The sequence below is a fragment of the Deinococcus hopiensis KR-140 genome (genome assembly GCF_900176165.1).
Lineage (GTDB): Bacteria > Deinococcota > Deinococci > Deinococcales > Deinococcaceae > Deinococcus > Deinococcus hopiensis.
Genome location: NZ_FWWU01000009.1, coordinates 2,400,001 through 2,414,273 on the forward strand (window position 1 = coordinate 2,400,001; position 14,273 = coordinate 2,414,273).

The 14,273-nt window shown below is 68.4% G+C and carries 18 protein-coding genes (1 of these 18 running past the window's edge); 7 read left to right on the top strand and 11 right to left on the bottom strand.

Annotated elements, in window-relative coordinates:
* A protein-coding gene (gene ftsZ / locus B9A95_RS25030) for a cell division protein FtsZ (protein ID WP_084049751.1) crosses the window boundary here: on the top strand, window positions 1-414 show its final stretch. Its footprint begins 672 nt before the window's first position; only the last 414 of its 1,086 coding nucleotides appear in the window; the start codon falls outside the window, past its left edge; the stop codon is at window positions 412-414.
* 483 nt (window positions 415-897) lie between these two features.
* Here the strand turns inward: ftsZ and B9A95_RS34150 are convergent, their stop codons facing one another.
* The 5 genes from B9A95_RS34150 to B9A95_RS25050 form a co-directional block, all read right to left on the bottom strand.
* Window positions 898-1,056 (bottom strand): hypothetical protein, encoded by a 159-nt coding sequence (locus B9A95_RS34150; protein WP_170928771.1) that lies wholly within the window; start codon window positions 1,054-1,056, stop codon window positions 898-900.
* Between the two features lie 413 nt (window positions 1,057-1,469).
* Window positions 1,470-2,480 carry a 6-phosphofructokinase gene (pfkA, locus tag B9A95_RS25035; protein ID WP_084049752.1) on the bottom strand — a complete coding sequence of 337 codons (1,011 nt, stop codon included), beginning with the start codon at window positions 2,478-2,480 and terminating at the stop codon, window positions 1,470-1,472.
* 74 nt (window positions 2,481-2,554) lie between these two features.
* Entirely contained in the window at window positions 2,555-3,397 is an 843-nt protein-coding gene (gene rsmI, locus B9A95_RS25040; protein WP_084050959.1) for a 16S rRNA (cytidine(1402)-2'-O)-methyltransferase, read from the bottom strand.
* Window positions 3,398-3,467: 70 nt separating this feature from the next.
* Window positions 3,468-3,695 (bottom strand): hypothetical protein, encoded by a 228-nt coding sequence (locus B9A95_RS25045; protein WP_084049753.1) that lies wholly within the window; start codon window positions 3,693-3,695, stop codon window positions 3,468-3,470.
* Window positions 3,696-3,765: 70 nt separating this feature from the next.
* Window positions 3,766-4,194: a hypothetical protein gene (locus B9A95_RS25050; protein ID WP_084049754.1), complete on the bottom strand. Its 429-nt coding sequence runs from the start codon at window positions 4,192-4,194 to the stop codon at window positions 3,766-3,768.
* Between the two features lie 120 nt (window positions 4,195-4,314).
* Here B9A95_RS25050 and B9A95_RS25055 point away from each other — a divergent pair, with 120 nt between their 5' ends.
* On the top strand, window positions 4,315-4,755 hold the full coding sequence (locus tag B9A95_RS25055; protein WP_084049755.1) for a 23S rRNA (pseudouridine(1915)-N(3))-methyltransferase RlmH: 441 nt from the start codon (window positions 4,315-4,317) through the stop codon (window positions 4,753-4,755).
* A gap of 81 nt (window positions 4,756-4,836) precedes the next feature.
* Here the strand turns inward: B9A95_RS25055 and B9A95_RS25060 are convergent, their stop codons facing one another.
* Window positions 4,837-5,283 (bottom strand): hypothetical protein, encoded by a 447-nt coding sequence (locus tag B9A95_RS25060; RefSeq protein WP_084049756.1) that lies wholly within the window; start codon window positions 5,281-5,283, stop codon window positions 4,837-4,839.
* 64 nt (window positions 5,284-5,347) lie between these two features.
* Window positions 5,348-8,266 carry an insulinase family protein gene (locus B9A95_RS25065; RefSeq protein WP_084049757.1) on the bottom strand — a complete coding sequence of 973 codons (2,919 nt, stop codon included), beginning with the start codon at window positions 8,264-8,266 and terminating at the stop codon, window positions 5,348-5,350.
* 134 nt (window positions 8,267-8,400) lie between these two features.
* Here B9A95_RS25065 and B9A95_RS25070 point away from each other — a divergent pair, with 134 nt between their 5' ends.
* The 5 genes from B9A95_RS25070 to B9A95_RS25090 all read left to right on the top strand — a co-directional run bounded on the left by B9A95_RS25070 (window position 8,401) and on the right by B9A95_RS25090 (window position 11,492).
* A complete protein-coding gene (locus tag B9A95_RS25070) occupies window positions 8,401-9,351 on the top strand; it encodes an Ig domain-containing protein (protein ID WP_084049758.1) in 951 nt (316 codons plus the stop codon).
* Window positions 9,348-10,055 carry a hypothetical protein gene (locus tag B9A95_RS25075; protein ID WP_084049759.1) on the top strand — a complete coding sequence of 236 codons (708 nt, stop codon included), beginning with the start codon at window positions 9,348-9,350 and terminating at the stop codon, window positions 10,053-10,055. The genes B9A95_RS25070 and B9A95_RS25075 overlap by 4 nt, the downstream gene beginning before the upstream one ends.
* The gene (locus B9A95_RS25080; protein WP_084049760.1) at window positions 10,052-10,600 is read left to right on the top strand and encodes a hypothetical protein; all 549 of its coding nucleotides are present in this window, start codon (window positions 10,052-10,054) and stop codon (window positions 10,598-10,600) included. Before B9A95_RS25075 ends, B9A95_RS25080 begins: the two co-directional genes overlap by 4 nt.
* Before the next feature lie 116 nt (window positions 10,601-10,716).
* Window positions 10,717-10,953, top strand: coding sequence for an RNA-binding S4 domain-containing protein (locus B9A95_RS25085; protein ID WP_084049761.1), 237 nt, complete (start codon window positions 10,717-10,719; stop codon window positions 10,951-10,953).
* Window positions 10,947-11,492 carry a DUF1684 domain-containing protein gene (locus B9A95_RS25090; RefSeq protein WP_084049762.1) on the top strand — a complete coding sequence of 182 codons (546 nt, stop codon included), beginning with the start codon at window positions 10,947-10,949 and terminating at the stop codon, window positions 11,490-11,492. Before B9A95_RS25085 ends, B9A95_RS25090 begins: the two co-directional genes overlap by 7 nt.
* A 69-nt stretch (window positions 11,493-11,561) precedes the next feature.
* Here B9A95_RS25090 and B9A95_RS25095 read toward each other — a convergent pair whose 3' ends face one another.
* From B9A95_RS25095 to rpmH, 4 genes are all read right to left on the bottom strand, one after another.
* Complete coding sequence (locus B9A95_RS25095; RefSeq protein ID WP_084049763.1) at window positions 11,562-13,139, bottom strand: YidC/Oxa1 family membrane protein insertase; 1,578 nt, start codon at window positions 13,137-13,139, stop codon at window positions 11,562-11,564.
* A complete protein-coding gene (gene yidD, locus B9A95_RS25100; RefSeq protein WP_084049764.1) occupies window positions 13,136-13,399 on the bottom strand; it encodes a membrane protein insertion efficiency factor YidD in 264 nt (87 codons plus the stop codon). The genes B9A95_RS25095 and yidD overlap by 4 nt, the downstream gene beginning before the upstream one ends.
* Entirely contained in the window at window positions 13,396-13,860 is a 465-nt protein-coding gene (gene rnpA, locus B9A95_RS25105; protein WP_084050960.1) for a ribonuclease P protein component, read from the bottom strand. Before rnpA ends, yidD begins: the two co-directional genes overlap by 4 nt.
* 89 nt (window positions 13,861-13,949) lie before the next feature.
* Complete coding sequence (rpmH, locus tag B9A95_RS25110; protein ID WP_019585335.1) at window positions 13,950-14,093, bottom strand: 50S ribosomal protein L34; 144 nt, start codon at window positions 14,091-14,093, stop codon at window positions 13,950-13,952.
* Window positions 14,094-14,273: the final 180 nt, after the last annotated feature.

A 14,273-nucleotide genomic window follows, 5' to 3' on the forward strand; every position in this document is an offset into this window, starting at 1 on the left:
GGCGAGAAGGTGGCCGAGGAAGCCGCCATGAGCGCGATCCACTCGCCACTGCTCGAGCGCGGCATCGACGGCGCGCGGCGCATCCTGATCAACGTCACGGGCAGCTATGACCTGTCCATGACCGACGCCAACGAGATCGTGGAGAAAATCCGCGACGCCACCGGTTTCGAGGACCCCGACATTCTCTTCGGCATCACGCCGGACGAGGCCGCGGGCGACGAGGTGCGCGTGACCGTGATTGCCACCGGTTTTGGTGACCCGGCCTTCCCCACCGGCTTGGGCGTGGGCAAGGCGGGCAGCCGGGGCAGCAGCCTGGACACCATCGTTCGCCCGGTGCGCGGCCAGGGTGGCAGCAGCTACGATCCCAAGGACTACGACATTCCGGCGTTTCTGCGCAGTGGTGGGCGCGACTGAGGTCGAGGGCATAGAGGAGAGAAGCCGGGGCTGGGTGCCTGCGGCTTCTTTTTTTGGCGCTTTCAGCCGCCACCGGTCGTGGAAAAGGCCGGCATAACCGGAGCGGCAGCGCCCGGTGGTCACTCAGCACGTCGGGGAGGGGCATGACGCGTTCGGTCCAGGTCCCTCGCGTTCAGGCGGAGTCGATGCGGGAGTGAGCGAAGCGGGCCGCATGGGTAAAGCCGCACCCTGCTCCAGCCGTCCCAAAGGTGCCGGTTACGCCGAGGTGCACGAGGCGAGCGTGGCGTTTCCCCCTCGGCGGCAGGCGCCGGCCACTCGCGCTCGGCAAACTGCCCCGGGTTGGGCAGGTGGGTGTTCACGGTGGTAACGCTCTGCTCCCGGCAACTCCACCTCGGTCACGGGGACGACGTGAGGGGAGCGGGGGAAGCTGACGGTGCGGAAGGCAGAGACCGGCAGGCGCGTGAGGGGCAGCATCGTGCCGGATCACACTCCAGCCTGACAGGGCGGCGCGAAAACGGACTCCATATCCCGCCCCTGCCGCTGCCCGCCCAGCTCCTCCTGCAGGGCCACCACCCCTTCCCGCTGAACAATGGCGGCGATGCGGCCAGGTTCAGCGCCCGCGAAGTCGGCGTTCAGGCTCAAGACGGCAAAAGGCCGTTCGCCGCCGTTCCCGAGGGTACTCAGGGCAGCGCGAAGCCCACCTGAAGCGCGGTGCAGGCCAGCCGCGGCCCCAACCGCACAAGCGGCGCCGCAACGTTACCCAGAGCAGCCCCAGGGGGACCGGCAACAGCACCTGCGGCGACATTGGAGCATTTGTCCGAGTGACGCCGTGAGTGGAAGGGCAGCCCTCACGGCGCCATTCTCCCCATGCCCATTCCAGTTCGCTCGCGGGGCTCGGTCAAAAAGAAGTCCGCACTTGGACACATGCGCCAGATCAAGGGCGGTCACCCCGGTGACCCGGAGCGGGGGTGGGATCGGGCAGGGCCCAGGGTGAGGAGGGCGAAGGCGAGGGTGACCCGGGGCAGGCGCGGCCTCACCTCAGCGCCCGCCCAACCTCACACGCTGAGCATCTTCGCGCAGCGGTAGAGATCGCGGCTTACGTCCTTGCTCTTTTCCCAGGTTTCGTGCAGGGGTGTGTGGACGATCTGCCCGTTCTCACGGCCGACCATCACGCCCTTTTTGCCGTCCATCAGGGCGTAGACGGCCGCCTCGCCGAGACGGCTGGCGAGCACGCGGTCACTGCTGACGGGCGAACCACCGCGCTGGATGTGACCCAGGATCGAAACGCGGGTTTCTAAGCCTGTGCCCTTCTCGATGGCGTCGCTGACGCCTGTGGCCCCACCGGGATACCCCTCCGCCACGATGATGATGGAGCTGGCCTTGCCCTTGGCAACGCTGTCTTTCACGATCTGCACCACACCGTCTACGGGCTTCGGGTCTTCAGGGATAAAGACCTCCTCGGCGCCGCCCGCCACGGCCACTTCCAGCGCGATGTGCCCGGCGTGGCGGCCCATCACCTCGATCACGAAGATGCGCTCGTGTGAGGCTCCGGTGTCGCGCAGCTTGTCCACGGCGTCGAGGGCCGTTTCCACCGCCGTAAAGTAACCGATGGTGTGGTCCGTGCCGTAGAGGTCATTGTCGATGGTGCCGGGAATGCCGATCACGGGCACACCGTGCTCTTCTTGCAGGAAGTAGCCGCCGTGGAAGGAGCCGTCGCCACCGATCACGATCAGGCCGTCCACGCCCCACTCGCGCAGGTTGGCGGCTCCCTTCGCGCGGCCCTCGGGGGTACGCCAGGTGTGCGAGCGGGCGGTGAGCAAGATGGTGCCGCCGCGCTGAATGGTGTTCGCCACGTCCCTCGGGCCGATGATGCGCATGTCGCCCCGGTGCAGCCCAGAAAAGCCCCGGCGCACGCCCACGATTTCGATGTCGTGGTGGGTGGCGGTGCGGACGACGGCGCGAATGGCGGCGTTCATGCCCGGTGCGTCGCCTCCGCTCGTCAGGACGGCGAGGCGCTTGATGGCGGCGGGGTTGGCGTGGTCAGCGGGATGGAGAAGATCGGTCACGTGGGCATATCCTCGGGCGTGGCGGGCACCTGCAGGCACGGGGCCTATAGACAGGACCGGGGAAGAAAGGGAGGTCAGCGGGTCTGCGTGACCTGAAGGGCCAGCGCATAAGCGTCATTCTTACGCAAACCCTGCGCGATCAGCAATTCCCGGATCTCGCGGGCACTGCGGCCCTCCCCGGCCCATGTGCGGGCCAGCGCAGGATGGTCGGGCACTTCCTCGCCCGCCAGCGTCTGCCCCGCCTCGCGGCCGGCCACCACCACCACGATCTCGCCGCGCACCCCTCGCGCGAAGTGGATGGCAAGTTCGGAGAGGGGACCGCGCCGCGTTTCCTCGAAGCGCTTGGACAGTTCGCGCGTCACGCTGGCCGCTCGCCCTTCCCCGCAGGCGGCGGCGAGGTCCGAGAGGGTATCTCCCAGACGGTGCGGGCTCTCGTACAGCACCGTGGTCTCGGAGCGGGCGGCGATGGCCGCGAGGCGCTCCTTGCGCGCTCTCCCCGAACGGGGCAAAAAACCCTCAAAGGTAAAGCGGGCATTGGGAAGTCCAGACAAGACCAGCGCTGGCACGAAGGCCGTTGCGCCGGGCAAGACCTCCACGGGAACGTCGGCTGCTACCGCGGCCTGCACCAGTTCCGCCCCCGGATCGCTGATGCCCGGCGTGCCAGCGTCGCTGACGTAGGCGAGGCGGGGGTGCTGCTCCAGCACCTGCGCGGCGCGGTGCATGGTGTGTGCGTCCAGGCGCACAAGCGGTTTGCTGATCCCCAGGTGGGTCAGCAGCGCCCCGGTGCGCCGGGTGTCCTCGCACGCCACCGCGCCGCAACCGCGCAGCACTTCCACGGCCCGCACAGTGATGTCGCCCAGATTGCCCACGGGCGTGGGCACCAGCCAGACGTGAGGGGCGGCGGGCTCTGAGGTCATGGGGAAGCACCTGAAGCTGAAGCCGCCTGCGGCCCGTTGCCCGCACATTTGCTTGAAAGCTGGCCGCCCCTCATTCCCCCACTTCGCCCACCGCTGTCAGCAGCGCCGCCTCGGCCAGCAGGCCCGGGGTGGGCTTGAGGCGCACGCGCACCTTGCGGGGGCGGTTGAGGGCGTTCGTGATCCGGGCCCGCAGCAGCTCCGCCTCGCCCACCGTGACCGTCACCGAGGTGCCTTCCGGCAGCCGCGCACCGATCAACACCACCACGCCGTTTTCCACAATGCCCTTGTAGGCCCTCATAACCACCCCACTCTATGCTGCCCGCTCCAAAGGCGGCCTTTGCCGGACGCACATGACCGCCTGCGGCTTCTCACGCTTCGCGGCCCTGGGCCCGGCGCTGCCGACGCTCTGCGCCCGACAGGGCTTCGCGCAGCGCCACAATCTCGCTTTCCCGCGCGCCTCCCAGCCGGGCGTAGCGGTCGATCACGTCCGACGCCTCACGCCGCCGGTCCAGCCGCAGCAAGATCATGCCGAGGTGCTCACCGTCCACGAAATACGCCCGGGGATTTTCAGGATCGGCAGCCACCTGCGCCCGCACCGCCTCCAGCATCGAGAGCGTCGCTCGGTGGCGCGTGACCTGCCAGCGCACGAGGTAGGTCGCCAGCGCGAAGGTCAGCAGTGCCCCCAGCGTGGAGGCGGTATATACCTCCGGCACGCCGATCTGCGCGCCGAGACGCACGGTCAGCGGAAAGCAAAACGCCAGCACCACCAGCACCGTAAGGGTGGCCGCGTAATTCAAGACAGGCCCCAGGGGAAGGTGGGCATGGAGGACAGTTTAACCGGTCGGTGGGAAGCGGTGAGCGGTTCGTGGGCAGAATTTGACCCCACTTCACCCTCCCCCGCTCTATCCTCTTCCCCGATGCGCCTGCACCTGATCACCGTCGGCGAACCCCGCCTCGCCTACGCGCGGGCAGGCTGGGACGAGTACGAGAAACGCCTGCGCCGTTACCACAAGTTGCAGGTCACCCGTGTGGGCGGCAAAAACCAGGCCCAGGAATCCGAGACGGTGGCGAGGGTGGCGGGGCGCGCGCCGCTGATTCTGCTGGACCCGCGCGGAAGGCAATTCACCAGCGAAGGTCTCAGCGCTTATCTGGACGCGCAGGCGGTGGGCGGTACGGGCGAACTGGCCTTTGCCATCGGCGGGCCAGAGGGCCACACGGCGACGCTGCGCGCCGGAGCCCACAAACTCTGGAGCCTGGGCGAGCTGACCCTGCCCCATGACCTCGCCATGATCGTGCTGCTCGAAGCGCTGTACCGCGCGGCGACGATCAGCGCGGGCGAACCGTACCACCGGGGATAGAGGGCGTGCGGTGGGCAACACCGTTCTCATCTCCCACCCCCTCTTTTTCTCCGCAAACCACCCGCTACGGACCGCGGGTCCTCAGAACCTCAGCAGCACGCCCGCCCGGTACACGTTCTGCCGCCCGAAGCCCCCTTCCGCAAAGCCCGACAGCGGGCCGGGCAGGGAAAACCGTGCGCCCAGGGTGGCGCGGAAGCCCGCGCCGTTGCCGCCACTGAGGGGCACAGCCACGCCCAGACCGCCGTAAAGGCGGGCGAGCAGCAGGTTCACGCTGACGAGGGCGTCTGCGCCCACTTCCGTCTGCCCGGCGCGACCGAAGGTCTTGTCCACCGTACCGCGCCCTTCGACCTGCACCGGGCCGAAGCCAGCCAGGCGGGCATAGGCTCCAGCGTGCAGGCCGAAGCCGCCACCCGCCGCCAGGCCCGCCTCCACCCCGAAGTTTTCCGCGCCCGCCACGCCCGCCGTCAGGACTGCCACCGCTGCCATCCCCGTAAACCGCTTCACGCCCGCAGTGTCGGGGCGTCTCATGCGAGGGGGATGTGAAGGCGCGGGAGACGCCACCCACGCCCCTCCCGCCCGAACATCGACAACTTCAGATTGTCTGGACGTCGAATTTCAGGCCCAGCGCCTCCGTCTCGGCATTGGGATCGCGGCCCGCAACGAGGGCATATCCGGCCCGCTCGGACGTGAGCCATGTGTCAGTCACGCGCTTCAGGTCGTCCAGGGACACCTTCAGCAGCCGGGCCTTGTACGCCTCCTGCACCTCAGGCGTGTACCCGGCCTGATCACCGTAGAAGCGCAGCCGGCCCGCTGTATCGGGGCTGGTGAGGGGATCGAGCGCCTTGCTCGCGCTCAGAATCGCCTCGGTCACTTCACGCTCGCCCAGCTGCCCGTCGAGGAACTGGCGGGCATTCCGGAACACCTCGTAGGTGCGGGCGATGTTGGGGTCTCGGTAGGAGGAAAGCGAAAAGACGCCTCCCCGCGCGTCGAAGGCCGCTCCACCGCCATACGCACCGCCCTTCTCGCGGATTTCCTTGAGGAGGTACTCGCTTCGCAGCAGGCGCGACAGCACGAGCAGCGCCGGGCTGTCGGGGTGGGTGTACGGCACGGTGCGGAAAGCGACGGCGTTGAAAGCCACGGGCGAGTCGGTGGTACGCGCCTGCGGCTGGGCGGGCAGGGTACGCGGCGCGGGATGACCGACGGCGGCGCCACCTGTGAACCCGTGAGTGATGGGCGTGAGACGGAGGCCCAGGTCCTCCGGCGTGGCCGTCAGGCACAGCAGGGGCTGACCGCGCAGCAGCAACTCGCGCACGCGGGTAAAGCGCTCCAAGAGGGCGTCGAGCCCAGCCTCCTCCACTATTCCCTTGAGGGTGTTCAGAGCGGTGAGGCCACTGAAGTGTTCCTCCACGTATCCGGCAGGGCTGACCTGCGCGGCGGCGAGGCGCTCGGCATAGGCATTGCCAGAACTGACCACACTCGCCTTCACACCCGCCAGGCGCTGCTTGAGCAGCTGCTCCAACCGCTCGCGGGTAAATTCGGGAGCAGCGATCAGGTCGCGCAGCACTTCCACCAGCGCCACGCCGTTGCGGGCCAGCGCCTTACCGCTGAAGGTCATGGACAGGCGCAGGGTATCCAGATCGTCGGGCCGTCCGCCAACGCCCACACTGGCGCTGACGCCGCCCGTCACCGCCTCGATCCGGCGGGCCAACTCCACGTAGTCCTGCCCGGCGGCCCCGCTGCGGGTCACGGCGTAGGCGTACAGAGGCAGGGTGTCCAGCAGGTCTTCGGGCACCTCTGGCAGACGCACCTGCACGTCGAGGTAGGTCAGGCCGCCAGTCGGCAGGGCCACGCGGCCCACCAGCGTGCGGCCTTCTTCCTCGGTGGTGTACGGCACCCGGGACACAGCGGGCGGCACGTCTGCCAGCGTCAGGGTGGGCAGCAGGTCGGGGTTGCCCTCCTGGGCCTGGAGTTCCTTGAGGCGTAGGCTTTCGGCCACGATGCGGGCGCGGTCTTCTTCCGTAAAGTCGGCGCTCAGCCGCTGCACCAACTCCTGCTCGGCCTGCTCGGTCTGCGCCACGAGTTCGGGATCGGGCGTCAGGACGAGGGTGACGCGGTGGGGGTTGCTCAGCAGCCTCTCCTCAATCATGCGCTCGAACACACGTCCTGCCGCCAGGTCTGCGCGCAGCCTCTCCAGCTCGGCCTCCAGGCGCAGACCCGTGACTGGATCGCCGCCGTACAGCCACGGCCCCAGCAGGCGGAACATGGTTTTGAGGCCGTAGGGGTAGCCGCTGTTGGACACCTCGCGCTGCGCGATCTCGAACTGGTGCAGGGTGCTCTCGATCAGGGCGGGCCCGATGCCCTCAGACGCGATTTGACGCAGCGTGTTCAGGACCAGCGCCTCCACTTCGTCGGCCCTCCCGGCGCCCAGTCCCTTGAGGCCCACGGCAAAGGCTCCCTCGCGGAAGCTGTCGTGGTAGCCCGTCAGGTCCGCCAGCGCACTGCCCAGCCCCGACTCGATGAGTGGACGGGTCAGCGGTGCGGCGGGGTTGCCCAGCAGAACGTCCGAGAGCACGTTCCAGCGCAGATTCTGGTCGGGATCGGTGGTGTGCCCCAGCTTCCAGCCCACGCTGACCTGCGCGCCCCGCTCCACGTCGGTACCGGGGTACGGGACCTCCACCCGGCGTGCCTCCGTGAAGTTGGGCTGATCGGGAATGGTCACGTCCAGCGCCTGCGGACCGAACTTACTCATGACCTGCGTCTCGATTTCGTCCAGCACGCGCGTCAGATCCTGATCGCCGTAGGTGTAGAAAAACGCGTTGCTGGGGTGGTAGTGCGCGGCGTGGAAAGCGCGCAGGTCCTCGTAGCTCAGGTTGGGAATGTTTTCGGGCGAGCCGCCGGAATTGTTGGCATAGGTGAGGTCCGGATACAGCGCCGCTCCAAACGCACGCCACATCACCGAGCCGGGCGAGGCCATCGCGCCCTTCATCTCGTTGTAGACCACACCCTGGAGTTTCAGCGTGGTGGTGGGATCGTCCGGCGTCTCGAACTCGAAGCGGTGGCCGTCTTGCCGGAAGCTCTCATAACGCAGCAGGGGGAAAAAGGTGGCATCGAGGTACACCCCGAGCAGGTTGAAGTAATCCTGCTCGTTGCGGGTGGAAAAGGGGTAGGTGGTCCAGTCGCTCGCCGTCATCGCGTTCATGAAGGTGTTCAGCGAACGCGGAATCATGGCGAAGAAGGGGTCTGGCACCGGGTAGCGCGTGCTGCCCATCAGGGCGACATGCTCCAGGATGTGCGCTACGCCCGTGGAATCCTTCGGAACCGTGGGAAAGGTCACGCCGAAAGCGAGGTTGTCGTCGTCGCGCTGAACGTGTGCGTGCCGTGCGCCGAGTTCGTGGCGCAGCAGCACGAGGGTACCCTGCATCTCGGGCAGGGGCTCCAAACGCTCGACGGTATAGCGGCCCAGCCGCGTGCCGACGGTGGGCAGGGCGGTAGAAGGTGATGTGGCGGTCATGGAGGGAAGTCTAGCGCCGACGGGCGGGAAGGCTTTGGGAGCAATGGGCCATTGCCCGCCGTATCCCTGCTGACCGAGGGCGAATGCCTTCCCCTCCCCTTTCCTCCTCATCTGCTGCCGCTACACTGCACCCCATGCGACCCAGGCTTTCCAGCCAGGCCCTGCTGGCATGCACGGCGCTGCTCGTCTCGTGTGGCAGCGCCACGACTTCCTCGTCCTCGGCGGGGACGGGCACCACGTCTTCCCGCGATCCCCTGACCTTTACGCCGTCCTCGCTGCCCGTCGGGTATGTGGGCGAAGCCTACAAGGTGGACATCGGCGTGACGGGCGGTGCGGGCCCCTACGGCATCCGCCTGGTTTCCGGCACCCTGCCCCCGGGCGTCGGCCTTCAAAGCAGGCAGGTGAGCGGCACGCCCACCAAGACGGGCACCTACACCTTCACGCTGGAGGCGTCAGACGCCAACCTCAGCAGCAAGGCGCAGGCGTACACCGTCAACGTCAACGAGCTGCCGCCGCTGAGCCTCAAACCGCAACTGCCGCCCGGCGGCGACCTGCGAGGCGAGACGCGCGTGCCCCTGAACATCACCGCGCCCCGGGCCGTGCGGGCCGCGCGGGTGGTGTGGGAACTGCCCGAGGGGGTGGCCGTCACCCGCATCCAGCTCGCCGACGCGGGCGGCGTGCTGTTCTGGAAGCAGGTGGGCAAGACGCTCACCCTGGACCTGGGCTTCAAGGCTGTGCCGCGCTCGGGCGCACGGGTGGCCCTGATCGCCCTCAAACCCCAGAAGGCCGTGACTCTGGATACGACCAAGCTGGCGGTCGAGGCCCGCAACGGCGAGGGCCAGCTGCTGACCGACGCGATCAAGCCGGCGCCCCAGAAAACCGAGACTCCCAAGGCTGAGGCCCCGAAAGCAGCTGCCCCCGCCGTCTCAGCGGCGCAAGCGGCCGGAGCGGGAAGCGCAGCGCCGGCTTCCATGACCCAGACCCCCGCCAGCACGCAGGCGCCACCCGCCTCCAGTACTCCAGCCACATCGGGCACACCGCCCACCAACACCACGGCGCCCGCCGCGCCGGGAGGAAAACCGTGAAGTCCTGGGCTGGCCTGCTGGCCGCGTTCGCGCTGAGCGCCTTCCCACCCGCCGCGCAGACCGCCGCCGCACCGCCCCTGACCCTGACCCAGCAGGCGAAGAAAGCGGAGGTGATCGTGCGCGGCACCCTGGGTCCCTCCCGGCAGGTGAAGGAGGGCGAGGTCAGCTGGCTGGTCTATCCCCTGACCATCACCGAGACCATCGCCGGAGACGTCGCCACGCTGCCGCAGCTGGAAGGCAAGCCGGCCCTGTACCTGCTGGACAGTGTGGAGGGGCTGCCCACCTTGCGTGCGGACCAGGAGGCATTTTTCCTGCTGTACGCCCGCCGTCAGGACAGCCCCTTCGTGGGCTTCGGCCAGGGCGTCTATCCCGTTGAGAACGGCCGCGTGACGCGGCTGGATCAGGAAGGTCTGGCCGTGACGTCCACCCCCGTTCCTCCTTCCTCCACTCCTTCGCCCACGCCCATACCGGCGGCACCCGGAACGGCGGGCACTCCACCTGCAGGGCCGGCTCTGTCCGGCACCCCGGGCGCCCAGACTGCTCCCGGCACGGCCGGGACGGGGACGGATGCGGGGAGCAGCACACCAAATGGCACAGCCACAGCGGGCGGGGCGGCGACGCCCACACCCACCCCGCCCGAAAATCCTCTGGCGGACCCGGGGAAGTTCCGCGACGCCCTGCGCGCCGCACGGGAGGCGAAATGAAGCCGGTGCGCTGCCAGACCCTGCGAAGCGGCCTGCTGGCCCTGGCCCTGCTCGTGGGCAGCGCTGGGGCCGTCACGGTCAAGGTTCGGCCTCAGGGGCCCGAAGTTACCCGTGCGGTGCAGGAGGCCCTGAACGCGATCAGCACGAAAGACTCGTCCGTGCGGCTGGACACGGACGGTGGAGCGGTGCTGACGTTGGGGGGCAGCGGGGCCACCGCCGTCCCTTTCAACCCGGACGCGGCCTGGCGCACAGTGAAGGTGGGCAATGACCGACGCATCGAGTTTAATCCGCAGGGCCCCGTGCCGCTCGCGCAGGCGGTGCGCGAGGCCCTGGCGACCGAACTGGGCCTGAAGGAGTGGACCGCTGCCGCCGCCCGCGTGCGCCTGAGCGGCGCGGACCTCAATGGCGACGGCAGCATCGACCTGACGGACCTCGCCCTGCTGATGAAAAACTACGGCCAGAGCGCCACGGTGGGCGACCTGAACGGCGACCGCAAGGTGGACGACGCCGACGTGGGTCTGTTCGGCGCGCAGTACAGGCCGTGAGGGCAGGTTGACAGACAGGGGTTGACGCAGAGAACAGCAACCCACGTGCGCGGCCTGAACGGAAGTTCCATGGGCCGCGCACCTCGCTTTGCCCCCGTCCCTGCTACGCTGCCCCCATGACTGGTCCCATCCGCCCCGCTCCCCAGAAGGCCACCCCCGAGGAACGCGACACCATCGACTTGCAGGACTTCCTGAAATTGCGCGGCATGGTGGACACCGGCGGCGAGGCCAAGTTCCGCGTGCAGGGCGGCGAGGTGCGGGTCAACGGGGAGATCGAGACGCGGCGGCGCAAGAAACTGCGCCGGGGGGACGTGGTGGAATACGCGGGGCAGCGCGTGCGGGTGGAATGGTGACCCCGGAGGAAGAAGCCGCCCTGCTTGACTTCCGGCGGCGCAAGGACGCCCATTTCGCGGCCGGGCGCGGACCCCTGGAGGGAGAAGCCCTCCGTCATTTCCGGGGCCTGAGCTACTACCCCCCGGCCGCCGACTGGGCGTTCGTGGTGCCCGTGGCGCCCGGCGACGGAACCGAGGTAACGCTGGGGACGAACACCGGCGAGACGCGCGTGATGGCCCTCTTCGGCCGCGCGACGCTGGACCTGCCCGGCGGAGCGCAGACGCTGAGCCTGTATGCCCCCCTGGGAGAAGAGCGCCCGGAGCGCGTCTTCGTGCCCTTCCGGGACGCGACGAGCAGCAACGAGACGTATGGCGCTGGGAGGTATCTGGACGCGCCTCTCCTCGGCCCGCCCCAGGACCCGGCCGTCCGACTGGACTTCAACCTCGCCTACCATCCCTATTGCGCCTACGGGGAGCGCTGGACCTGTCCACTGCCCCCGCGCGAGAACACCCTGGCGGTGGCGGTGCGGGCCGGCGAGCGGCTGGCGGCTGGCGCGTAGACCAGACGGAAAACGTGGACCGGAGGGGGTCTTCCCCCACGGCCCACGCGCCACGCCCCCCGGCCTTGCCTACTTCTTCGGGGCCTCGATGGTCTTGACGGCCTTGGTGCTGGGCCGGGCAGGTGCTTTTTGCACGGTCTGGGCCAGGCTGGCCGTCTCGCGCTCCACCTGACGGTTGATCAGCAGTTGCTGCACGATGCCGATCAGGGTGGACAGGATGGTGTAGATGGTCACGCCCGCCGGGAAGGTCAGCGCGAAGTACAGGAAGATGATGTAAATCATTGCCTGTTGGCGGAACATGTCGGGGTTCTTGCGCGTCATCACGTACAGCTGCCCGACGTTCACGATCAGGTACAGCAGCGCTAGGATGTAGAAGGGGTCCGGCACCGCGAGGTCCGGAAGCCACAGGAACCCGCTGTCGAACTCAAAGTTGCGAACGGTGGACCAGAGGGCAATCAGCACTGGAAAGGGCAGGAAGTTCGACAGGCAGCCCGCCGGGTTAAAATTGTGGTCCCGGTAGAGCTGCTGCATCTCGGCCTGCATCGCGCGCTGAGATTCCATGTCCTTGCGGTCCTTGTAGCGGTCTTGCAGCTCCTTGATCTTGGGCTGCATGATCTGCATTCGGGCGGTGGTGCGGCCCTGCGCCTGCATCAGCGGCCACATCACACCTCGCAGCAGCAGGGTCAGCAGCACGATCACCAGGCCCCAGTTGTGGACCAGGCCGTACAGCGTTTCCATCAGCCGCACGATGAGGAGGCTGATCTTGCCGAAGAAATTCGGCTGAAACAGTCCCGGTAGGCTGGTATAGCCGCTCTGGTACAGGTGCACCAGCTCGTTCTTGCCGCCGTAGACTTCCAGGTTGCTCTCACCGCGCAGCGTGAGGCGAATCAGGCCCTGAGCGCCGCCCGTGAGGCTGGCGTCCGCCGTGGTTCCCGCCTGGGGACGCACGATCAGCGCGTGGGCGACCTGGCTGGGGTTTTCCTGCAGCGCGGCGTACTGGACGTTTTTCACTTCCAGCGTGCCGCTGCCCTGCACGGCGGCGGGCGCGCTGCCCACCGAAGCGGCCTGTACGCGCGGATTGTCGGCCTTGCCCAGACCGGGAAACAGCATGGCGTAGCTTTCGGGCCCGCCCTGCACGTCCGTTTTAACGTCCATCTTAAAGTTGCGGGGGTGCAGAATCACGGTCTTGGTGACCGTCGCGCCCCCCTGGGTGTAGCGGAAGACGGCCTCCTGCCGGTTGGCCGGCAGGTCCAGGGTGGTGCGCGGAGCCTGGGCCTGGGCGGGCGCGGCCGCTTTCAGGTCTCCGCCCTCCACGGCAAAGGCCGTGCGGCCAGCCACCATGTTGACCAGCACCTTGCTGTTTTGCAGGGCGGTCAAGTCGTAGCTGCCGTCCGCCCGCTTCTTGATGTAGGGCGTGCCCGCGTTTTGCTTGATGTACCAGCCGATGACCTCGCCGCGTTGGTTGAATACCACGTCCTGCAAGTTGCTGGTGGCGATCAGCTCTTCGCCGAGCTTGCCGTCGAAGTCGGCGCGAATCCACTCGGGCTTGATGGGGTTGCCGAAGGTGGGCAGGGGTCCGGTATTGCTGCAGCCCGTGAGCAGCAGCGCGCCGAGGGCGGTGAGGGGAAGCAGGGTTCTCAGTTTCATCGGGGGTTCTTTCTGGAAGGGGCCGGGCGCGGAAACGCTTGCGGCACGGGATCTTCCCCGCCCGGCACGAAGGGATTGCAGCGCAGCACGCGCCACGCGGCCAGCCAGCTGCCTTTCAAGGCCCCGTGCCGCGCGATGGCCTCCGCGGCGTACTGAGAGCAGGTGGGCGTGAAGCGGCAGGTTGGGGCGGGCTTGAGAGGCGAGAGGCGGCGCTGATAGCCGCGCACGATGCGGATCAGGCCGCGTGAGGCGAGGCTCACGGGCGCTCCTCAGTCGGGGCACGGGGGTCGGAGAGAGGCACGGAAGGAGATACGGGGGCCGGGCGCTCCGCGTTCCCACCCCCTCCTTTCGCGTTGCTCCCCTTCGCGCCTCCCTTGCCCCGCTTCACGCGGCCCGGCACCTGCGCCATCAGCCGCGCCAGGGTGGCCTGCAACTCGGCGAACGGCACGGCCAGCACGCCCGGATTGGGCAGCAAGATAGCGCGGCAGGGCGGCAGCCCACCAGGCAAGGTCCGCAGGGCTTCGCGCACGCGGCGGCGGGCACGGTTGCGGTCCACCGCGCGCCGGAGTGTCTTTTTCGAGACCACGATGCCGATGATCGCGCGGGGCCGCCACGCCTCACCGTACCGGGGGCGATATTCGGTCACGCGCAGGGTTAGCAGGGGATCGCGCAGGGCCACGCCATGCTGGCGCACCCGGCGAAACTCGCGCTCGCCCGACAACGAGGTCAGCGCCACCGGACGGCGGGGCCGTGCCTGCGTGGCGCTGCTGGGTTCGGAAGTGACGATGGCCCCGCTCCTGATGGCGAGGATTACTCGTCGCTGACGGTGAGCTGGTGGCGGCCCTTGGCGCGGCGGCGCGCGAGGATGTTCCGCCCCGCTTTGGTCTTCATACGGGCGCGGAAGCCGTGGGTCTTGGCCCGCTTGCGGACGTTCGGCTGGTAGGTACGCTTCATGTTCTGCTGCTCTCCTTCTCGCGGGCGGGCGGCCTGTACCGGGTGGGCACCTGCGCCCTGCCCCTGCGCGGCCTGCCCTGGCCCTTCTCGCGAAAACTCGCCTCCCTGGGGAGACAAACTCCGGAAGTGTATCACGCCTGCAAGAGGGCGGGAAGAGGTGTCCTGACGGCCCGACGCCTC